Origin of the sequence: Desulfallas thermosapovorans DSM 6562, from assembly GCF_008124625.1 — a bacterium.
Lineage (GTDB): Bacteria > Bacillota > Desulfotomaculia > Desulfotomaculales > Desulfallaceae > Sporotomaculum > Sporotomaculum thermosapovorans.
The window spans coordinates 35,426-56,183 of record NZ_VNHM01000014.1 but is presented as its reverse complement, the minus strand read 5'-3'; the positions used below and the strand labels follow the sequence as shown (position 1 = coordinate 56,183).

General features: G+C 45.6%; 24 protein-coding genes and 1 other annotated feature. Of the genes, 10 read left to right on the top strand and 14 right to left on the bottom strand.

Annotation, left to right across the window (positions count from 1 at the left end; all coding sequences use genetic code 11):
* Positions 1–60: 60 nt before the first annotated feature.
* Both thrS and ytxC read right to left on the bottom strand, forming a co-directional pair.
* Positions 61–1,971 carry a threonine--tRNA ligase gene (thrS, locus tag LX24_RS11795; RefSeq protein ID WP_166512346.1) on the bottom strand — a complete coding sequence of 637 codons (1,911 nt, stop codon included), beginning with the start codon at positions 1,969–1,971 and terminating at the stop codon, positions 61–63.
* 86 nt (positions 1,972–2,057) lie between these two features.
* Positions 2,058–2,290: a binding site (T-box leader), on the bottom strand.
* Positions 2,291–2,376: 86 nt separating this feature from the next.
* A complete protein-coding gene (gene ytxC, locus LX24_RS11790; RefSeq protein WP_243131726.1) occupies positions 2,377–3,234 on the bottom strand; it encodes a putative sporulation protein YtxC in 858 nt (285 codons plus the stop codon).
* A gap of 340 nt (positions 3,235–3,574) precedes the next feature.
* Between ytxC and LX24_RS11785 the strand changes: the two genes are divergently transcribed.
* Genes LX24_RS11785 through LX24_RS11775 form a run of 3 tightly spaced genes read left to right on the top strand, consistent with a single transcriptional unit; the run spans position 3,575 to position 8,443 of the window.
* On the top strand, positions 3,575–5,656 hold the full coding sequence (locus LX24_RS11785; RefSeq protein WP_166512345.1) for a molybdopterin-dependent oxidoreductase: 2,082 nt from the start codon (positions 3,575–3,577) through the stop codon (positions 5,654–5,656).
* Positions 5,657–5,685: 29 nt separating this feature from the next.
* Entirely contained in the window at positions 5,686–6,198 is a 513-nt protein-coding gene (locus tag LX24_RS11780; protein WP_166512344.1) for a 4Fe-4S dicluster domain-containing protein, read from the top strand.
* Positions 6,199–6,247: 49 nt separating this feature from the next.
* Positions 6,248–8,443: an FAD-dependent oxidoreductase gene (locus LX24_RS11775; RefSeq protein ID WP_166512343.1), complete on the top strand. Its 2,196-nt coding sequence runs from the start codon at positions 6,248–6,250 to the stop codon at positions 8,441–8,443.
* Positions 8,444–8,533: 90 nt separating this feature from the next.
* Here LX24_RS11775 and LX24_RS11770 read toward each other — a convergent pair whose 3' ends face one another.
* Positions 8,534–9,355 carry a LysR substrate-binding domain-containing protein gene (locus LX24_RS11770; RefSeq protein ID WP_423244340.1) on the bottom strand — a complete coding sequence of 274 codons (822 nt, stop codon included), beginning with the start codon at positions 9,353–9,355 and terminating at the stop codon, positions 8,534–8,536.
* A gap of 332 nt (positions 9,356–9,687) precedes the next feature.
* Entirely contained in the window at positions 9,688–10,089 is a 402-nt protein-coding gene (locus LX24_RS11765; RefSeq protein ID WP_166512342.1) for a hypothetical protein, read from the bottom strand.
* 118 nt (positions 10,090–10,207) lie between these two features.
* Between LX24_RS11765 and LX24_RS15185 the strand changes: the two genes are divergently transcribed.
* Both LX24_RS15185 and LX24_RS11760 read left to right on the top strand, forming a co-directional pair.
* Complete coding sequence (locus tag LX24_RS15185; protein ID WP_279233216.1) at positions 10,208–10,330, top strand: hypothetical protein; 123 nt, start codon at positions 10,208–10,210, stop codon at positions 10,328–10,330.
* A gap of 310 nt (positions 10,331–10,640) precedes the next feature.
* Positions 10,641–11,099 (top strand): YqhR family membrane protein, encoded by a 459-nt coding sequence (locus LX24_RS11760; protein ID WP_243131724.1) that lies wholly within the window; start codon positions 10,641–10,643, stop codon positions 11,097–11,099.
* 561 nt (positions 11,100–11,660) lie between these two features.
* On the opposite strand, the gene LX24_RS11755 is transcribed toward LX24_RS11760, so the two are convergent.
* On the bottom strand, positions 11,661–12,143 hold the full coding sequence (locus tag LX24_RS11755; RefSeq protein ID WP_166512341.1) for a hypothetical protein: 483 nt from the start codon (positions 12,141–12,143) through the stop codon (positions 11,661–11,663).
* Positions 12,144–12,242: 99 nt separating this feature from the next.
* Here LX24_RS11755 and LX24_RS11750 point away from each other — a divergent pair, with 99 nt between their 5' ends.
* On the top strand, positions 12,243–12,734 hold the full coding sequence (locus LX24_RS11750; protein ID WP_207706603.1) for a GNAT family N-acetyltransferase: 492 nt from the start codon (positions 12,243–12,245) through the stop codon (positions 12,732–12,734).
* Between the two features lie 10 nt (positions 12,735–12,744).
* On the opposite strand, the gene LX24_RS11745 is transcribed toward LX24_RS11750, so the two are convergent.
* Both LX24_RS11745 and LX24_RS11740 read right to left on the bottom strand, forming a co-directional pair.
* Entirely contained in the window at positions 12,745–13,068 is a 324-nt protein-coding gene (locus LX24_RS11745; RefSeq protein WP_166512339.1) for a metallophosphoesterase family protein, read from the bottom strand.
* Between the two features lie 2 nt (positions 13,069–13,070).
* Positions 13,071–13,289 (bottom strand): helix-turn-helix domain-containing protein, encoded by a 219-nt coding sequence (locus tag LX24_RS11740; protein ID WP_166512338.1) that lies wholly within the window; start codon positions 13,287–13,289, stop codon positions 13,071–13,073.
* 150 nt (positions 13,290–13,439) lie between these two features.
* Here LX24_RS11740 and LX24_RS11735 point away from each other — a divergent pair, with 150 nt between their 5' ends.
* Positions 13,440–13,724 carry a helix-turn-helix domain-containing protein gene (locus LX24_RS11735; RefSeq protein ID WP_166512337.1) on the top strand — a complete coding sequence of 95 codons (285 nt, stop codon included), beginning with the start codon at positions 13,440–13,442 and terminating at the stop codon, positions 13,722–13,724.
* A 35-nt stretch (positions 13,725–13,759) separates the two neighbouring features.
* The gene (locus tag LX24_RS11730) at positions 13,760–14,017 is read left to right on the top strand and encodes a hypothetical protein (protein ID WP_166512336.1); all 258 of its coding nucleotides are present in this window, start codon (positions 13,760–13,762) and stop codon (positions 14,015–14,017) included.
* A gap of 102 nt (positions 14,018–14,119) precedes the next feature.
* Here the strand turns inward: LX24_RS11730 and LX24_RS15030 are convergent, their stop codons facing one another.
* Positions 14,120–14,650 carry a DUF6431 domain-containing protein gene (locus LX24_RS15030; RefSeq protein ID WP_243131723.1) on the bottom strand — a complete coding sequence of 177 codons (531 nt, stop codon included), beginning with the start codon at positions 14,648–14,650 and terminating at the stop codon, positions 14,120–14,122.
* The gene (locus LX24_RS11725) at positions 14,545–14,934 is read right to left on the bottom strand and encodes a RecA family protein (RefSeq protein WP_423244339.1); all 390 of its coding nucleotides are present in this window, start codon (positions 14,932–14,934) and stop codon (positions 14,545–14,547) included. The genes LX24_RS15030 and LX24_RS11725 overlap by 106 nt, the downstream gene beginning before the upstream one ends.
* Positions 14,935–15,085: 151 nt before the next feature.
* On the opposite strand from LX24_RS11725, the gene LX24_RS11720 reads away from it, so the two are divergent.
* Positions 15,086–16,201: a tyrosine-type recombinase/integrase gene (locus LX24_RS11720; protein WP_166512335.1), complete on the top strand. Its 1,116-nt coding sequence runs from the start codon at positions 15,086–15,088 to the stop codon at positions 16,199–16,201.
* A gap of 174 nt (positions 16,202–16,375) precedes the next feature.
* Here LX24_RS11720 and LX24_RS11715 read toward each other — a convergent pair whose 3' ends face one another.
* The 4 genes from LX24_RS11715 to LX24_RS11700 form a co-directional block, all read right to left on the bottom strand.
* Positions 16,376–17,485 carry a tyrosine-type recombinase/integrase gene (locus LX24_RS11715; protein WP_166512334.1) on the bottom strand — a complete coding sequence of 370 codons (1,110 nt, stop codon included), beginning with the start codon at positions 17,483–17,485 and terminating at the stop codon, positions 16,376–16,378.
* A gap of 53 nt (positions 17,486–17,538) precedes the next feature.
* Positions 17,539–17,751: a helix-turn-helix domain-containing protein gene (locus LX24_RS11710; RefSeq protein WP_243131722.1), complete on the bottom strand. Its 213-nt coding sequence runs from the start codon at positions 17,749–17,751 to the stop codon at positions 17,539–17,541.
* 144 nt (positions 17,752–17,895) lie between these two features.
* Positions 17,896–18,780 carry an Rpn family recombination-promoting nuclease/putative transposase gene (locus tag LX24_RS11705; RefSeq protein ID WP_166512333.1) on the bottom strand — a complete coding sequence of 295 codons (885 nt, stop codon included), beginning with the start codon at positions 18,778–18,780 and terminating at the stop codon, positions 17,896–17,898.
* A gap of 19 nt (positions 18,781–18,799) precedes the next feature.
* On the bottom strand, positions 18,800–19,348 hold the full coding sequence (locus tag LX24_RS11700; protein ID WP_166512332.1) for a winged helix-turn-helix domain-containing protein: 549 nt from the start codon (positions 19,346–19,348) through the stop codon (positions 18,800–18,802).
* Between the two features lie 220 nt (positions 19,349–19,568).
* On the opposite strand from LX24_RS11700, the gene LX24_RS11695 reads away from it, so the two are divergent.
* Positions 19,569–20,549 carry a phospholipase D-like domain-containing protein gene (locus tag LX24_RS11695; RefSeq protein WP_207706602.1) on the top strand — a complete coding sequence of 327 codons (981 nt, stop codon included), beginning with the start codon at positions 19,569–19,571 and terminating at the stop codon, positions 20,547–20,549.
* On the opposite strand, the gene LX24_RS11690 is transcribed toward LX24_RS11695, so the two are convergent.
* Complete coding sequence (locus tag LX24_RS11690; protein ID WP_243131721.1) at positions 20,546–20,725, bottom strand: helix-turn-helix domain-containing protein; 180 nt, start codon at positions 20,723–20,725, stop codon at positions 20,546–20,548. The two genes, LX24_RS11695 and LX24_RS11690, sit on opposite strands and share 4 nt — an antisense overlap.
* Positions 20,726–20,758: the final 33 nt, after the last annotated feature.

Below are 20,758 nucleotides of genomic sequence, written 5' to 3'. Positions count from 1 at the left end.
TATTATACCACGGTCCACCGGCCCCGTCAACTCCCCGCCCGGTGCCCCTTGCACGGTGTTTTATTTGCAATCTTTATCATTAATTTCCTGCACCAATTTTTCGATAAACTTTTCCAGCGGCATGGCGCCCAGGTCCCCCTGGCTGCGGTGGCGCACCGCCACTGCTCCGGCTTCGGCCTCCCGGTCACCCAGCACCAGCATATAAGGTATCTTTTGAGCCTGGGCTTCCCTGATTTTGTAATTAACCTTTTCATTGCGGGCATCCAGTTCCACCCGGATATCATTTTTAGCCAGCGCCTCCACCACTTTATGGGCATAATCCATGTGGCGGTCGGTGATGGGCAACACCTTTACCTGCACCGGAGCCAACCAGGCCGGGAAGGCACCGGCAAAATGCTCGGTGAGAATACCGATAAACCGCTCGATACTGCCAAACACCACCCGGTGGATCATCACGGGACGATGCTTCTGGCCGTCTTCACCCACGTAGGTCAGGTCAAATAACTCGGGCATCTGAAAATCCAATTGAATGGTGCCGCACTGCCAGGTACGACCCAGGCAATCCTCCAGGTGGAAGTCTATCTTGGGACCATAAAAAGCACCGTCTCCTTCATTAACTTTGTAGGGCAAACCCCGGGCCTCCAGGGCCTCTTGCAAAGTGTTTGTGGCCATTTCCCATATCTCATCGGAGCCCATGGCCTTTTCAGGCTTGGTGGATAACTCCACATGATATTTAAATCCAAACACCTGGTAAAAATCATTAACCATATCAATAACACCGGCAATTTCATCCTTTATCTGCCCGGGTAGCATAAAGATATGGGCGTCATCCTGGGTAAAACAGCGTACCCGCATCAGACCGTGCAGCACACCGGAAAGCTCATGTCGATGCACCAAACCCAGTTCGGCCATGCGTATGGGCAACTCGCGGTAACTGTGCAACCGGCTTTTGTAAACCAGCATACTGCCCGGACAGTTCATGGGCTTGATGGCGTAATCGGCATCATCAATACGGGTAAAGTACATGTTGTCCCGGTAGTGATCCCAGTGGCCGCTCTGCTCCCACAGCGCGCGGTTCAATATCACCGGGGTGCGTATTTCATCATAACCACGCCGTTTATGTTCTTCATGCCAGAATCTCTCCAGCTCATTGCGCAGAATCATGCCCTTAGGATGGAAGAAAGGAAACCCGGGGCCTTCTTCGTGAATACTGAACAGGTCCAATTCCGCCCCCAGTTTGCGGTGATCCCGGCGCTTGGCTTCTTCCAGCCGGTGCAAGTGTTCTTCCAGCAGTGATTTTTTGGGGAATGCCGTACCGTAAATGCGCTGCAGCATTTTGTTGCGCTCATCGCCCCGCCAGTAGGCTCCGGCCACATTGAGCAGTTTAAACGCCTTTAAACGCCCTGTTGAGGGTACGTGCGGCCCGGCACATAAATCTTCAAATTCACCCTGCCGGTAACAGGAGATAACCGCGTCTTCGGGTAAATCGTTAATTAGCTCTACCTTGTATTGTTCCCCCCGCTGGTTAAATTTGTCCATGGCCTCCTGGCGGGAAAGTTCCACCCGGCAAAAAGGCAAGTCTTCCTTAATAATTTTGTTCATTTCAGCTTCAATTTGGGCCAGTTGTTCCGGAGTAAAATTTTGGGCTGTATCAAAATCATAATAAAAGCCATTGGCTATGGCCGGACCGATGGCCAGTTTAGTGCCCGGAAATAATCTTTGCACGGCCTGGGCCAGTACATGGGAGGCACTGTGACGGAAAACATCTTTACCTTCATCACTATCGAAGGTAAGGAACTCTACGGCGCTGTCCTCTTTTATTTCTTTGCTCAAGTCGGTTAATTTACCGTTCACCCGGGCCACCAGCGTTTCCTTGGCCAACCGGGGACTAATATCAAAGGCCATCTCCAGAAGAGATGTTCCGGATTCGTAACGGCGTACCGAGCCATCCTTGAGGGTTACATTAATCATTTGTTGCCAATACCCCTTTCCTGGTTTAGCTTATATATTAATTTTAAAACTTGTCACCGGTAATAAATAAAGCCCCCGGCACGTATGCCAGGGGCGAGATAATTATCCCACGGTTCCACCCTGATTTAAGACCCTTTGGGGCCTTTCTTAAGTGGCATGTAACGGTGCCAACCGGCCGTATTTACTATGTTCTACCACGGGTTCAACACGGCTGTTTAAAGGTGGTTTTCAACTCTCCGTGTACAAAGGCGCTTCCAGCCAGTGGCACCCTCTCTCTGGGAACCGGTAAGAGTTTACTCTTCCTCATCATTACATTTACAGCATTTTATTCGCGCTTTTAGCTAATAAGTATTATATTTTACCGTACATAAATTGTCAACGCACAAGCCCAAAAGGAAGGGGCCGTTATTGCCGCCGGCACAGCGTACAACCCGGACACCGGTCAACCCGTCCTGAAAAAACTTTGCAGATCGTTTCCAGCGTACCTGCGGGAAAACCACCGTTACCTTGATGAACAGTAATTTTTTTGGGGGAGATGGTAATCAGCGCACTGATCAGCAAATCTTCATAGTTGATTTCACTTTCAGCCAGGTCCACCATAAAATCTTTTAAGTAATCACTATTTATAAGCCCGCCCTTCTCGTCGTACAATTGAAAAACACCGTCGGGACGCAGCACCACATTAACCAGATCCGCCCGGGGTTCCTGAATTTCCACAAAATATCGCAATAACTGTATAAATTCATTGTATTCCCGCTCGCTTAAAAAATCATCCACCGCTTGATCCGCCACGTCATACAAATCGTTGACGTACTCCTTGAGCCGAAAACGAACAAACCCGTCAATAACCAGATCGCTGTTAAAACTCAAGTATTCGGTCAACCGGCGCAATATCCACAGCCTGTTCTTTTCCTGTTTTTTTGCATTATGGTTTAATTTCTTGCGGGCATAATCATAAATAGTGCTCTTCTCTTCATCGTCGAAATAATAATAGTTATTTCTTATTATATCTTGAAGCAGCTTATCCTGCCACTTACTAACAATTAAATCGGTAATCACACCCGCTATTTGATGTTTGAAAACCGGTTCCACCTGTTCACCGCCGGAAATGCAGCAAGCTAAAAAGGTAAGGCCACCAACCGGGGTTTCCTCCATGCGGACATCCAAACCTTTATTTTTAAGCGCCTTTAGTTCCTGGCCCAGAGTGTCTTTAAGCAAATCCTTATGGAATGCGGTACCTATGGAAAGGCACTGTGACATCATGAGCTCAATCCCCCTTATGTATATAACATTATATGTGCTCCTGCAAAATGCTATTACGGTAACCTGCGGTGCTACCAGTATGATCAAAAAACAAGGTGATAATGTGCGGTAAATAATAAGCGCCCGCCCTAAGCCTGGCGTTTATAATAGCAAACCGGCACTATGTCCTGAAAAAGACACAACTCTTGTCAACGCCCGGACACTGGCCGTGTCAATTGTTTGATATTTTTAAATATAATGCTTCACTATATTTACAATTACAATTTTTAATTGTTAGACTTCACCGGATTAAATGAATGGTTAATGTACCATGGTTGTTAAATTCAGGGAGGGTAAGCACATGCAGAGTGTTCACAGCATTTGTTTGATGTGTTCCGTTAGATGCCCTATTCAAGTTATGGTTGATAACGATAACGTTAAATTAATCGAAGGTAATCCGCATGACCCGGGTATAAAGGGCAGTATATGTCCCAAGGGCGCAGCCGGGGTATGCCTGTTAAATGACCAGGAAAGGCTAAAAAAGCCGCTTATTAGAACAGGTCCCCGCGGGTCGGGACAATGGCGTGAGGCCACCTGGGATGAAGCACTGGATTACGTAGCCACAAAGCTCAAAGAGATTAAGGAAAAATACGGTGCCCACAGCATCGCCTATACAGAAAGAAGCCAGCTCAACTCCCACATCAGTAAAACATTTATGCGGGCACTGGGTTCCCCCAATTACTTTAGCCATGACAGCTGCTGCAAAGGTTCTTTAAATACTGCCTTCAGATCTTTAACAGGTTACACCGATAGCAGCGTTAGCGTGGATTTAGCTAAAGCAAAACATATTATTCTATTTGGCCGCAATTATTTCGAGTCAATCGAACTTAAAATGGTCAAACAATTAACCAGCGCACTGGAAAACGGCACCAAACTCACCTATATCGACCCCCGGGTCACAGTTACCGCCACCAAAGCGGACAAATTTTTAATGATTAGACCGGGTACCGACCTGGCCCTCAGCTATGCGCTGATGCATGTAATAATTAATGAAGAACTGTACGACAAGGATTATGTCAAACGCTGGGTGCTCGGCTTTGAAGAACTAAAACAGTTTGTAGGAAAATACACGCCCCAGTGGGCCGAGGAGCAAACCGGGATACCCGCTAAGGAAATCATCTCCCTGGCCCGGCAGGCCAGCGCAGCCAAACCGGCGGTGATATTCCATTACGGTTACCGTTCTGCTCACTATACAAACGAAGTGTATGTACGCCGGGCACTGATTATGTTAAATGCATTGATGGGCAGCATTGAAGCACCCGGAGGTATTTTTTTCAAGAAGAACGCCAAGGATTTCGGTAAAAAACCCCTGAATAAATTGACCGACCAACAGCTACCCGATATTAAAGTGCCCAGGTGTGACGGAGCGGGCACAGCCAAACTGCCTACTCCCGACCCGGCCCACGGGGTGGTGCAAATGCTGCCCCAGGTGATACTTAGCGAGGATCCCTACCCGGTGAAAGGTTTGATTGTGTGGCGTCACGATCCCATGCTTTCCATACCCGATTACGAAAACAATAAACGGGCCTTTGAGAAGCTGGATTTACTGGTTACCATTGATATTCAATTTAGCGAAACGGCCTGGTATTCCGATGTTGTATTGCCCGAATCCATTTATCTGGAAAGAGGGGATTCCATCCAGGAAAACTCCGGTTTAAAGCCATCTTTATATATACGCAAACCAGCGGTAACACCAAGGTACGATACTAAACCGGGCTGGGAAATTATTAAAAAACTGGCTGACCGGTTGGACATCGGCCATTACTTCCCTTACCAAACCCTGGAGGACCTGTGGAACTACCAGCTGCAGGGAACCGGTTTAACACTGGATGATTTTGCCGGGAAGGGTTTTGTAACCCTGGCCGATGAGCCATTATACTGGAACCGTGAGGATGGCATTCAATTCAAAACACCGTCGGGCAAGATAGAATTTGTGTCCAGTTTGCTGGAGGAAAACGGGTACCCGTCTTTCCCTGAATATGAAACGGTACAGCCGCCCGCAGAAGGTCATTTCCGCCTGCTGATAGGCCGGAGCATTGCCCATACCCATGTTTCAACACAAAACAACCCGCTGCTGAATGAACTAATGCCGGAAAACCTATTATGGATCAATACAAAAAAAGCAGAAAAACTGGGCATTAAGAACGGCCAAACCGTCCAGATTTCCTCATCCCGCGGCCGGGATACCATTAAAGCCCACGTGACAGATTTAATTCACCCCGAAGCTGTGTTCATGGTGCACGGGTTTGGCCGCAGAGTAAAAGCACTGACCAGATGCTACAACAAGGGTGCCAGCGACACCCTGCTGCAGGAAAACATATCCGATATGATCGGGGGTAGCCCGGCACTGCAGCATGTACATGTTAAAGTACAAGCAATTTAATTATAAAATAAAAAATCGGAGGGTTTTTCATGAGCGCATACGCCATTTTCCAAGATGAAAGCAGGTGTATTTCCTGCCGCAGCTGCCAGGTGCAGTGCAAAATCAACAAGGGGCTGAGCGTGGGACCCAAACCCAACCAAATTATCGAGGTGGGTCCGGTTGACAGAAACGGGCGCCCCAAAGCCAACTTTGTTTTCCTGTCCTGTTTTCACTGCGCCGACCCCTGGTGCGTACCGGCCTGTCCCAACAAGGCCATTCAAAAGCGCGACATCGATGGTGTAATATTTATTAACCAAAACCGCTGCGCCGGGTGTAAAAGCTGCATTATGGCCTGCCCGTGGAGTGCTCCCCAATGGGATGGGCAAAAGGGTAAAGCAGTCAAATGCGATCTGTGCCTGGAACGCATTGACGCAGGCCTGAAGCCCGCTTGCGTCACCGCCTGCCCCACCAACGCATTAACTTTCGGCCCGGCGGATAATGTACCGGAAACCAAACGGATTAGATTTGCCAGGGAAGTTGTTTCCGGCCAGGATATGCACTAATTTTTATCTGGCAGTTTAATCCAAACAGATTAACCGAGGATGTGTTTCTATGGAAGATAAGGGATGCAAGGTTAAAAAAACAAAACGCCATGTGATGATTTTTTTAACCGGAGGAAAATACTGCAGTGTATGCCGGCGTAGCTTTAATGAAATATGCGACCTGCTTGATCTAATTAGCGAAGGGAAAGCCTACCCGGGCACGCTGGAAGCTATCCGTGAACAGGCCGGCAGGGTCTTGAATATGTGCCAGTGCGGTGCCGGTAAAGAGGTGGCCGCAAAGGTAATTGATTACTTAACACAATATAAAAAAGATTTTCAAGTACACATTGATAATCATGTATGCGCCGATGCCGAATGTGCAAAACTTGTGCAGGCTCCCTGCCAGGCGGCCTGCCCGGCGGGTATCTCCATCCCCAATTATATTGCCCTGGTGGGCATGGGCAGATATACCGAGGCATTGGAGCTTATCCGGGAAGATGTACCTTTACCCGGCAGCCTGGGCCGAATTTGCGAACATCCTTGTGAAAAGGCCTGTCGCAGGGCTGCGGTGGATAAGGCCATTTCCATATGTGCCCTTAAACGCTTGGCCTATGATAAGTGTTTCGCTAACCCGGCAGTGCCCGCCGCCTCGGCAAAAAAGTTATACAGCGAAAAAATTGCCGTGGTCGGGGGCGGCCCGGCCGGGCTTGCGGCTGCTTATTTTATGGCCCGCCGGGGTTATGAGGTTACCATATTTGAAGCCATGCCCGAGCCCGGGGGCATGCTGGCTTACGGTATTCCCTCCTACCGCTTGCCCAGAAAGGTGCTCAGGGATGAAATCGACCGCATTCGGGCCATGGGTGTGGAAATCAAGGTCAACACCCCCATTAACGGGGAAAACGGCATCCGTGAACTGCGGCAGCAGGGCTACGCCTCTATATTTTTGGGGCCGGGCGCCTGGAAAGGTGCCATCCCCCTGGAAAACCCCCAGGGCTTAAAGGGTGTTATGGACGGTATCACCTTTTTAAGTACGGTGAACCTGAAACTAAACGGCATAGACAACCGGGTGAATGCAACCGATCAAAGGGATTGCGACCTGCCCGAAGTGGCGGACTTGACCGGCAAAAAAGTTATTGTCGTCGGCGGAGGCAACGTTGCCATAGATGCCGTGCGGGTGGCTTTACGCCTGGGGGCCCGGGAAGCAAGAATTGTTTACCGGCGTACCAGGGAAGAAATGCCGGCGTTAAAGGAAGAAATTGAAGATGCTGAAAAAGAGCAGGTTATTTTTGATTTCCTAACTTCACCGGTTAAAGTATGGGGCGAAAATGGCCGGGTCACCCACCTGGAATGCTTGCGCAACGAGCTCAGCGAGCCCGATTCAAGTGGCCGGCGCAAGCCGGTACCGGTGGAGAATTCAAACTATAAAATTGATGCGGATTTAATTGTTTTTGCCACGGGCCAGCAACCGGACCTGTCATTTTTAGCCGGTACAGAGCAGGTACAAACAGACCGCAACCGCATTGTGGTTAATCCGGAGACCATGGAAACTACCATGCCGGGTGTTTTTGCCGGTGGTGATGCAGTTACAGGACCGGCTTCGGCCATTAAAGCCATGGCCGCAGGTAAAAAGGCCGCAGCTGCCATGCACGCCTATTTGCGAGGGCAGGAGCCCTCAGCAGGTATCAACTATCCCGTTAAAAGGGAAAGCATACCGCCTGTGCATATCAGCGCCGCACAAAGATCAAACACCAGCCAAATTGATCTTCATCATTTATATCAGATTGAGAAAAAAGATACCTTCGAAGAAATTATGCTGGCGGTCAGCGAAGAGGCGGCCCAAAATGAGGCCAACCGCTGCCTGCGCTGTGACCTGTGTATAGCCTGCGGTCAATGCGTTGATGTTTGCCGGGAGCAAATTGGGGCCAACGCTTTGGAACTGGGTTATGTTGGCAACCGGGACACCGGTACAAATCCCCAAACCGACTTCCACAGGCCGGATGACAAATGTATCGGCTGCGGCACTTGTTCCGTAAACTGTCCCACCGGTGCCATTACCCTGGAAGATACCGGAGGATACAGGGAGATGCGCATGTGTGGCGCTCTGATGAGCCGCTTACCCATGGTTACGTGTAAGAACTGCGGAAAGCCCTATGCCACCGCCAAGCACATTGATTTTATCAATGAACAAACCAGTGTCCAGGAAATATGTCCTGAGTGTGCCCGATATGCATGGTCCCAAAATGTATTCGGCCAGAGAATACTTTAGTTTATTAAAGCGCCGCGTGTGTTTTAAGCGGCGCTTTTGGCATTAATAAGGCGCCCCTTGGGGGCGCCAAAACACAGGCCATTTTATATATTAAAACTTGGTTAGGATTGCGGTAAGGTCATTTTGCAACACAAGTTTTACAAACTCGGCGGTCGCCCGGGACTGGAATTTTTCCTTGTGCTGCAGCAAATAAAAGCCGCGGGTGATGGGGTTGCAACACCTGATGGGTTTTATCGAGCCCAGTTTTAATTCCTTGCGCAGTGTCCATTTAGATAGCATGGAAACACCAAGGTTCGCCTCCACCGCCTCTTTGATGGCTTGGGTACTACCCAGGGTGATGATGTGTTCCGGTTTAAAGTCAAGTTTTTGTAATGCTTTTTCCACCGCCAGCCGGGTACCGGAACCTTCTTCCCTGAATATAAAAGGCACGCTTTTCAATTTCAGAGCGATTTCCTCGGGGCTGATGGAAGTAGTTTCAGCCAGCGGGTGGTTTTTGGATACAAACAAAATCAGCTCGTCATCCAAAAATTTAGTAACCTTTAACTGCGAGTCCTCCACTAAACCTTCCACTAGCCCAATATCAATACTGGTATCCCGGGCATGTTCATGTACCATTTCAGTATTGCCTATCATTACAGAAAATTTAACTTCGGGATACCTTTGGGTAAACGCCGCCAGCAAACGCGGCAATACATACTCTCCCACCGTGAAACTAGCCCCGATGGTCAGATTCCCGGTCACCAACTCCACCAAATCGGATACAGCCCGCTCGGCCACTTTATGCAGTTCCAAAATTTCAGTTGCATAGCCGTACAGAGTGGCTCCCGCCTGGGTTAACTCCACTCTCTTACTGGAGCGCTCAAACAATTTGGCTCCATAGTAATCCTCAAGGGCATGTATATTTTGACTAATGGCAGGTTGGGAAATGTTTAAGGTTTCCGCTGCCCGGGAAAAGTTTTTTTTTCCGCAACGGTAACGAAAATAAGTAACTGATGGTCTAACATGTTATTACCTCCCGGGGTTTTGCTAATATAAAATTTTAACATAAAAAGCAAACAGATTGCACATGTTTTATCTTGTTTTAGAATAAGTTTACCCCAGTTTTGCCAATATATAAAATCAATTTAAAAAACAAATCCCCGGAGTGACCCGGGGGAAAACTGGATGGACTCTTTATACTATTATATTACTAAACAATTTCGCCCGCAATATTTTGGCGAAAAATTTTCAAACAAATTAAACATTTAATTATCATTCTGTCCGGCAGGTTTTCTTTCAACGGGCTGACCTTTTCTTCTTTCCAACATTTTTTTAATTTTCAATGCAATAAAGGCACTGCAAAAGCCAATGAACGTATATATGGCGGCCAGCACCAAAAAACCAATGTTTCCGAAAGCCGGCATGGCGCTGACTAAAAAGCACATACCGGTGACCATGCGCGTGTTTTCCAAACGCCAATTTGCAAAACCACATAGAATTATAGTTAAGCCGGGTATTAATATGAAACCTAACACAAACGGGTCGTAAAGGATTTCAAGCAATGATTTCCCTCCCCCCTGTATTTTATGGTGGCATGACTGAACTTGTACTTTTGCCGTTCTTATTCTAGTCGTTCTTATTCTCCCTATTGTCTTGATTTCCTTCAATACTCTTATACAAACACTTTTATAACACCCCGGCGGTCAACGCGGTAACACTTTCCACCTTCTATACATATTATATACCGTTATTAACAATAAAACCTTTATTAAGGAGGCATGTTTAATGGCTTTTGGAGCAACCGGTTCCGGTGGTGGCACCTACTTTGACGGCAGCTTTATTCTCTTTTTGATTCTGATTCTGCTGGTATTCGGCATCGGCTTTTTCCCCTACGGTGGAAAATGCTAAATTAATGAAAAACGCTCCGCAAGGGGCGTTTTTCGTTTAAGTTAGAGCCGATAACCAAAATAACTACGCCCCGGCAAAAGAGCAGCCTTTGAGAGGCTGTTCGAAAAGCCTACGCGAGGCCATCTTATGACCTACACATTAGCCGGCTTTTGCGGTGTTCACGCTGGTGCCAGGTGTTGAAAAACTAGAGTATTTCAACACCTGGCACCAAGGCCTACTTTTTGAACATCCTCTTTAAGTATATTCAGATGGAATTACTTTAAATACTAACGGACAGAATATCTAAAAATATAGCGGGGGGTTGGTTCGTTTGGTTATTATTAAAGATGTCATCACCAGAGGCTTTATTGCCGGTTTAACCGGCGGCATATTAATGAACATAATAAGCTACATTTCTTATTACCTCGGTATAGCCAATTTACGGTTTTTGGATTGGCCCAGCATAATTATTACAGGCCACAGTCCTGTTAATACTTTATCATTATTGTTTTTTCTCGCGGTCCAGTTAATATTTGTAGGTTTCCTGGGATCGGTTTTTGCTTTACTAATTTCCAAGCTGGTGACAAGTACAAATTATATTTTTAAGGGAATCCTTTTCGGCATTATATCCTGGTTTACCATATACGGGTTAACGTATATTGCAGATGTGCCCAAGCTTACACCGCTTACCATAGGTACGGCAATAACAGACTTTACAGGTGCTGTTGTTTATGGAGTTACAATGGCTGAAATATTGAACCGGCTGGACATGAGAACACGGTTATCTTGAAGCTTAAGGTAGTGCACCATCCTCCGTTTTATGGTACCGGGACCCATATAATTACCTGTTTATTGGTACATTATCTCACCGGTTATGCGTTAACACCTTTCTTAGCACATGCATATTATTTTAGTACAATATTCATTAGCCAAGGAGGAATGTGTTAATGAGCGGAACCGTTGGTGCACCGTACTTCGATGGCAGCTTTATTCTCTTTCTGGTGCTGATTCTGCTGGTGTTTGGGATTGGGTTTTTCCCATACTACGGTAAGTAACATATTTAAAGTAAATAAGCGCAAAACGCCCTGGAAGGGGCGCTTTTGCTTTTTATATCGCTGTTCCATTAATCATCTTAACCTAGCATACTGCGAGCCACGATTCTTTATGTCCGAAAACCGCATAGAACAAATTTCTTTTGTTTCGTCAATGTCCACCACAACGCAATCTACTTCCTGCATACCCATATCCTAATCTGGGTCTTTTTCTTTGCTTAAAAAACCAACCCCATGGGGCGGCTTTTCCATGATACAAGCATACCACATTTTCCCGGCAAAATGGTCTCAATAAAGTCTCAACTTGCATTGCGATGCGCAAATTGCCCCGGGAGACATTCATAAAACGCCTCTACCACATATATCCTCATCCGGTAGAATGTTGCCTTGCTTGTGTACAGCACATTTTCCCAAATATCCCGGTCATGCACCTTCTCCAAATATTTCTTTCGCACCAATTGCACTAGCCTGGCGTCTTCTTTCCGAAGCATATCCATCACCCTTTCAAAGCATTCCAGTTGCTGCTGCCTCTCATGGATGTCCAGCTCTATTTCCCGCCTCCGCAACGGGTACTCGTCCATGAACTCCACCCACCTGACCTGGCGGCTGTCGATAATTCCACCGGTGCTGAAGGTCCCCGCCGGATTGGATACCCATCGGGGCGGCGACGCGGCCCGTGTGTCCAGCTTCTCCAGCTCGATTCTGAGGTTTTCTATGGCTATTTTCAGCCGCGGTATACTGTATAGCCAGGCCTTCACCCGGCGGAAATCCTCAGCCGTCATGCTTACACCTCCGTGTTAGTCACTTAATGGTTGTTATGCGATATTCAAATGGCATTTAAGATTTGATAAAATCTAATCAAAATGTTGGAGGAGACAACTTTGAATATAAGACTAGCTACTGAAAACGATCTACCAGCTATAGTAGATATTTACAACTCAACTGTTTCTTCTAGGATGATTACAGCTGACACTACCCCAGTAACAGTTGAAAGTAGATTAACTTGGTTTCGTGAACATAACCCCAATAATCGTCCTATCTGGGTTGTAGAGGACGGGGGTAATACCTTGGGTTGGTTAAGTTTCTCTTCTTTTTATAACAGGCCAGCCTATAATTCCACTTCTGAAATTAGTATTTATATTGCTGAACAGCATAGAGGAAAGGGTTTAGGTAAGAAATTACTGTCCAAGGCAATTCAAGAATCTCCAAGATTAGGAATTACTACAATTCTTGGATTTATATTTAGTCACAACGAACCAAGTTTACAGTTATTTTTGAAATTTAATTTTGAACAATGGGGTTATTTGCCCAGAGTAGCCATTTTCGACGGTATAGAAAGGGATTTAGTTATCCTTGGACTTCGAGTTGGATAATATACTTTTTTTAGCAACTACGAACTCCTGACAATTCATAGGCGGCAACCGGGTCATGGCTAGGGGTGCCGGATATAACAACTGTTTCGATACCTGCACTGCCGAGTTTATAGAGCCAGTTATAAGCAGCGGCAATCTCGGTACTGGCCCGCTCCAAAAACACCCGGGCGTCTTTATACAGGTCACCGGCCACAAGTACCAACTTGCAGCCCTCTTCAATAATCCGATCCGCCACCCAATCCATGGCCGCAGTTATATCCTTAAACCGGGAATCCGGTGCGGGGCCTGGATAATTCAGGCCCCAGTGGATATCCCCTACGTGAGCTACTTTCATAATCAGCTCACCTCTCTGGCTTGCTCATCGAGCAAATCGGTTACCTTAACGCCCAGGGCAGCGGCGAGTTTTTCCATTGTCCGAAGTGTAGGACTTTTCTTTCCTTCTTCAAGCGTTTTGATGAACGTAACTGAAAGCCCGGCACTTTCGGCAAGCTGAGCACATGTCATCTTTTTTGCTTCACGATATCTACTAAGTCTAAGTCCGAAATCTAGTTGCAAAGTCACCACCTCCGAATTGGTATTAGTATAAACTATAGTTTATGCATAGTCAATGCTATAGTTTAGGATTTATCTGGTTTTTTATGTTAAACTGAAACTATAGTTTATAATGTTGGTGATCTAATGAATGTTGGGGATAAAATAAAGTCATTGCGTGAAACCGCTGGTATGAGCAAAGGCAAATTAGCTTTGGAAGCTGGCGTTTCCGCAGCATACATTGGGCAATTAGAATCAAAGAACAAGCAACCTACCGTAGATACTCTTTCCCGCATTTGTCAGGCCCTTGGCATCACCCTCTCCGAGTTCTTTGCCTCCGACCACCCCCCGGAGTTACCCCCAGAGGTCCGCCGGGTGTGTGAAAAGGTGCAAAAACTACCGCCGGACAAACTAAGAATACTGAATGATGTACTCGATACATGGGTAAAATCTGAATAAGAATTTAGCCTTCCTAATTAAGGAATTGAAACAGGGTGATTAAAATGGCGCTTTCCCGGGTCAAACAGGTTGTTGAACAAATTAGAACCTTTTCACAAGCTGAAAAAGCCGAATTACTTAAAACTTTGCTTAACGAAAAACTGCTGCCGATTAATGAAGACCACTTTACCGAAGAAGAAATTTCCGAAATTAAAACCGCCCAGCAGGAAGTAGCCCGTGGAGAGTGGGTGGATTTTGATGAGTTCCGAAAGCCTCAAGCGCTTGAAGCCATTATTGGGCGCCGTTTCCGGTAATCATAACATTTTACCCCGCCGCAGCACAGACAAAAGTTGTGTTGGTATTGACATTTGCACTTCGAGGGTGCACAAGCGGCTACGGATATGCTAAAATAATGTCTAAGGAGCCATGAAAGAGTATCTGCATTGTTTATGAAACCTTGCCTGAAAGGTTTGGATTTGGGGAAATCCGGTTATTACAATGCGCAGTACTTTTTGGGCTCCTTTTCTTTTGTCCTGTTCGTCCGGCGGCAGGATAATACCGGGGATAAGTTGGCGCAGGCCTACTTTAATGCGGTTTTGGTTGTTTAAAAACCGTTTCACATAGAATTGCAGGTGGGCCAAAGACCATCCCAGGTTCTTTAAAAGCTTTAAACAGGCTCGGAGAGAGTGATTGGAGTCTAATATATAGCACAAAGCCATAAGGATTGTCTCAATGGTGTATTGAAAATATGGCAGACAAAAGGAAGGCAGGTAGGAAATGGTCTTGCCGCAGTATTTGCAGTAATACCGGCGGATCAAAATTCGACCGCTAAAATTAGCGTCTATGGCATTGCGTTTGTAAAAACCATGTTTTTGTGGTGGTACTTTAATAAGGCATTCCGGGTTGAGACAGGAACCAGGTACAGGGAAGGGAAAGTTTTTCCCCATACGGTGATATTCTTCCGGTGTTCCGCAATAACATGCAATGCTACGGTTGTTTTTCCGGACGACTCCGGGCCGTATATTTCCATCACCCGGCCACGGGGAAGCCCGCCAATGCCAACTGCAATATCCAACGGCAGTATCCCGCTTGGGATGACCTCAACGTCCACTTTTGCTCCCTTTTCCCCCAGTTTCATGATAGCGCCTTTTCCGTATTTCTTTTCAATTTCAGCCAGTGCCCTTTCCAGTGCAGATTCCCTGCTGTTTTCCTGCAATTTAGCCTTGGTCAAAATAACCCCCTCCAAACAATTGTTTGTTTATAGTATAATAAAACATATGTTTTGTTTCAAGCTTTTTTTGAAAGGGGTGATAGCACAATTAACTACCATGTTAGTTCACTACAGTTTGTATTTAATGCACAATTAACCAGGAGGTGAACATATGGCTGGCCATTTAAAGCCTGACGGCAAAGGCAAATGGAAAATAATCATTGAGGCAGGGAGAGACCCGGCCACCGGTAACCGGAAAAGGATAGTCCGGCGGTACAAAGGACGGAAAGCAGAAGCAGAAGAATACATGGCGAGGTTAATAGCCGATTTCAGCCGGGGTAATTACGTTGAGTTAAACCGCACCACACTCGGCGATTGGCTTAAAACGTGGTTACAAGAATATAAAAAACAGCGGCTACGGCCGACAACATATGAAAACTACAACACCATGATAGACCACCATATTATACCCAATATTGGCAAGATGACGCTTCAGGAATTAAAAACTGACCACCTGCAGAAGCTCTACAATAAAAAAACAGCCGAGGGAAAATCCCCGGCCACGGTCCATAGAATCCACCAGGTTATTCACGGTGCCCTTGAACAGGCCGTAAAAAACCAACTTGTTATAAGAAATGTTAGCAAATCAGCAGTGCTCCCGTCAATAAAGAAACCAGAAACCAGAGCCTTGACCTTGAATGAGCAAAACGCATTTATAGCTGCTCTAAAAGGTGATCGGCTCAGCGCAGCTTTTATTGTACTTCTCGGCACCGGGTTAAGGCGCGGAGAATTGCTTGGGTTGTGCTGGAAAGATGTTGATATTGATGGAGGCATCCTTAAGGTAAGAGAAGGAGTTACCTATACAAAAGAATCAGGCTTAACACGCCAAGCGCCAAAGACAGAAAGCGGTTACCGAATAATACCGCTTTCTGGTGCCGTAATTGCTGCCCTAAAGGAACACCGGAAAAATATGCTTAGTGAAGGTAACCACTGCCCGGAAATGCCGGTATTCTGCACCAAAAAAGGCACACAAATACTACCCCGCAACTTTAACCGCAAGTTTAATATTTTGTGCAAAAAGGCCGGCATTGATGGTGTTAGCCCGCATTCCCTCCGCCATACATTCGCTACCAGGCTTTTGGAAGAAGGGGAAAGCCTTAAAGTAGTGCAAGAGCTCCTTGGACATGCCCGCCTGGCAATTACAGCGGATATTTATAGCCACGTTTCAACAGAGTTAAAAAGGAGTGCCATTTCCAAACTGGATAAATTATTTACCCCGGGAAATTAATCTATGCAGAATTATGTTCGATTAGGATAGTATGTATTCACTTTGGGCACCAATCGGGCACCAAAAAAGGTTCCGGCACCACTTGTATGATGCCGGAACCCTTGATTTTACTGGTGGGTGCAGTAGGAATTGAAGAATCAGCACCCACTTGAAAGCCGCTAAACAAAAGGATTTTTAGTTATCTGCCCGACAATCTGCCTGACAACCATGCAACGCATCAGTTACATTAATGCCGCGGCCTATGGCATGTGAATATACTGCCGTGGTCGTGGCGGGGCTACTGTGGCCAAGAAAACTTGAAACCAACGGCAATGGGTACCCAGCTGCCACCAAGAGGCTTCCCGCCGTATGCCTTAGATCATGTAAAGTTATATTTGGCAACCCCGCCGATTTTAGCACCCTTCTAAGCGTTCTTCGCACGGTATTGTCTCTAACCGGAATATTTATGTCGTGATCAGCATAAAAAACAAGCACTTCACGTATTTTCTTCGAACCAACCCTTTCTTGTAGCTGATTTTTTAGATCCTTTAAAAACATGAGTGTTTCTTCGTCCAGCGGTATTGTCCGGCGACTGCTCTGGGTCTTGGGTTCCGGCTTTAGCTCACGTTTATGCGTGTTCACTGCCCGCTGCACAACAACTGTTCCAGACCCAAAGTCTACGTCTTTCCATTTAAGGGCCAACGCTTCACCCAGGCGCATACCGGTAATTGCTATAATCCTAATTATGACATGATGCTTATAATTCTTAGCAGCTTCAAGTAGTGTTGCTAACTCGCGGGCCTCCAGAACTCTTTTTTCAGCTTTTGGCACCCTTGGAGCCCTCAACCCTACTGTGGGGTCAATCGAAAGAATACCCCACGCAACAGCTTGCCTCATAGCGGTCTTAAGGGTGCCGTAGATGCCTTTTACAGTTTTGGGTTTCAGCCCGGATAAGCCCGAAAGCCTGTCTTGAAGATCTAAAGCCGTCACCCCGTACATAGGCAGATTTTTCACCAGAGGATTCAATCTCTTAACGTGGAATGTATATGTCCTGTAGGTCCCTTCATCAACAGAATTTTGAATTCGTTTTAGCCAGAAATGGAGGTATTCATCCACCATCATAGCTGCGTTCCTGGGTCCTGTACGACGTTTCATCTCAACCTCGAGTTCAGCCGCCCGGTACTGGGCCTGAGTTTTGGTGCCGTGGAAAGTTTCATAGTGGAATATGCGTTTGCCATTTTCATCACGCCCTAGGTATACTGAAATCTGATACTTGTTCACTCCGCGCCTTTTTACCTGTGCCATTTGCATACGCTCCTCCTTAAACGGCAAAGAACAGGAAAAAATCAGGCAGGGTCTTACTTCCCCGCCGCTTTGTAATTTCCTTTTTCTTCTTCATCTTCTTCAGAAAATTTTTCAATAAACTCGTCCAGTGCAGTCGAAGGTATGCGGATACGACGTTCCGATAGTTTCAGAGCCTTCAGCCGCCTTGTGTAGATGAGTTCATAGACAAAGGACTTTCGCACCCTCAACTTTTTCGAGACTTCGGCAACCGTGTACATTTCCATCATATCACCGCACCTTTCATATTCTTTCGTGGCGACTCCCTTTAGCCTGCCACTGTGGGGCTATCCCTGAAGGCCCCGTCCGGGCCAGAATTTACTAGCAACAAAGCAAAACCCCCGGGTAATACCCGGAGGCTTAGAGTTCGTTCTTTATTGTTTTTTTATGCTTTGCTCAATTTCATTCAACTTTTTCACGAATTGTTCCAGTGTTGTTGCCTTAATTGCAGTCCGTAACAAATCTTTAAGCAAGTAGTCTTCCTCAATTACGCTTAACCTTTCAGCCAGTTCCACAGGTCTGTTACCGGTGTTTTCTTCCAGTGCATCCATTATAGAATCCACTCGGCCAATTATCTTACCTCTCGATTTCCATTCCTCACGTATACCATCAAACAGCGGAAGGTTTTCCAACTTAATCACCTCCAGCACCTCTAGAATTAATTCCTTTGAAAACTTTAAAGATGACATAGCGGCAAGTGCCACGTAAAGGGTTTCTTTCTCAACTTGCGTTGTAACTTCACTTTCCAAACGCGCTGCACATTTCTCTAAAACCTGTTCAGGCGGGTCATCCAGCCGCATGAGGGGCACCAGCGGCAAAATGCCCACTGGCCCCCGATAAAGAAAATCACGTCCGGGCATATCCTGGAGATTTATCTGGCGGTAGTTAAAATTCACCACCGTTATGTCCACACAATCAAATGTGTACTGGCTATCTTGCTGGCCTCTGCCGGTCAAGTTTATTACAACGGGGTACACCGGCTTTTCGTAACGCCGGTGATGCATGGCCGTGTACTCCAGCAGGCGTTGGGCCATTTTCCGATCCGGTCTAACCTGAAACTCCACCAGCATTATGTATTCGTAACCATCCTCGTTTATTTTAACCAGCACATCTGAAGTACGTTTCACAGCCACAGTTTCTTTATCGGCAGGCTCAATATGCTCGGCTTGTACTTCCACCCCGCGCACCAGGGCGGCTATATGGCTCATATACCGGTCTGCCAGGGCCTTGATAATAAGGTCATACTCAGCCACGGGCATCTCTCCCTTTATGGTATAATTATAGCACGTTTTGGGTTTGCTTTAAGGTAATTGTTTTTGGCAGTCCCGGGCACCCGCTATTTAGGACATCGTGATCACCCTCGTATTTTCGGCTATCCGGGCAAAATGTATAATGCTGAGCACACGCTTTTATTAGCTCGCTGGTTGTTAGGCTCTTTTTTGTTGCTGTTATTGAGGCTGGCCAGTTTGCTTTTCCACGCCAGATCAACTTGCGAGCAGATTTTCTTTCTTTAGGAGGGCGGTGCCGTTTTATCTTATTTTTTCTCGAACGTTTTTGAGCTTTTATAATATCATCTCTCACTGCAAACGCTTCAGCCATAGAATTACCATCTATCCCCAAAAGGGCGGCATATTCATTTGGTTTTTCTTTTAGTTTTTTTAGTGCAGTCCTTATGTTACTTGCCGTTACGCCAATTTTTCCAGCCAATTGACTAACCGAAATGCCAGGATCACCAATGATGAATTCCGCTAGCTTTTTGATAGCTTCCCCCTTTTTCCTTGTTTTTCCTTTTTTATTTGCGTTTTGTGCAATTTTTTGGCTGGGCATAGCTTCGCTACCTCCTTCCGTTCCGCCTAAACCGAACAACTTTACAAACAAAATTCAAAAATATAAAATGAATGAAGAATATTTAAAAGCACTATATTCTCTATACTATATTCTCTAGTATAGAGAATATAGTATATTAGGGTGTTCTATATAGACAAATAGGGTCTAAGGGAATTTTTGGTCAATTTTAGTCATTTTTTAAAAATATGCAGAGAAAAAGGTGTATATTATGCCAATTCCTTTATTTTTCGTGCTCGGCCATAGACGAGTAGCCGCGAATCTAACTGTTGCCCATGCCGCTGAGTTGCTAGGCATAGCGCCTTCCTATCTTTTCAGCGCAGAAGAATTTCAGAAAGTACCTAATCCTGACGCTCGAATTAAAACAAAATTTTTTTCTAGCAAAACAATAACTTTATCAGATAGAATAACCGAATGGTTAATAGCTAATCCGGTCCCATCTCCCTTTTCCGTCGAACCCCAAGAGGTTCGTCAACGTATTGTACGTGACTTTATTTTTAAAAGTATATGGAATAACTACTTATTCGGCCCATTCCTTCCCGGGAGATCTTTTTTATTTACATGGTATCTTGTAAATATTTTGTCTGATGGAAATCTAGACAAATACAACGATAATAATATCACTATAATTGCTCCATGTAACAAAGAAATCGCTTCAGCAGTTTGGTGGTTTTTTATGCGTGTATGGGGAAACTTTTCTACGGGGCGACGAAAAACCATACATGAAGCAGAATTTATTAGTTCAGTCCCCGACATTTACTCTGTAGAACCTAATAAACCTATAGGCCAATTATGGTTTAAGTCTATAGATGTTTTTAGCCAATATGCTGACCTGTTAATATATTTGTACACTGATAGAATTGAACATATGTTTTCATCATCGGCAGCTCAATGGGCAAAATGGAATGAATTTTATAAACATAATTTTTGCTCAGGACCTTGGGAACCAAGGTGGGGATGTGTATTTATTCCTCGGTTAATGCAACACAGAGTTAATTTACCACCTTTTCCAGAACCAGAAATCACTGTTACATTATTAGCACCACATAAAAAAATAACTTTCCACATTGAAAGCACATCAATTTTGGATGATATTAATAGCCGGGACTATTATTACGAAGGTGGATTTTATGTTACGGTTTGTGAAGACAGTCGAGATAATAAAGAAAGTCAAGAAGATTAATTAAACTTCTTGACTTTATGATTTTGCGTAAACTCATTTAGACTCTCATGAGAAATGCGAATTCGGCGTTCTGACATTCTTATCGCTTGTAATTTTCCTTGATGTATTAACTCATAAACATAATCTTTTTTAACATGTAAAATTTTGGCCACTTGTTGTACAGTATAAAATTGCACACAAAACACCTCCATGAAAAATAATAAACTTTC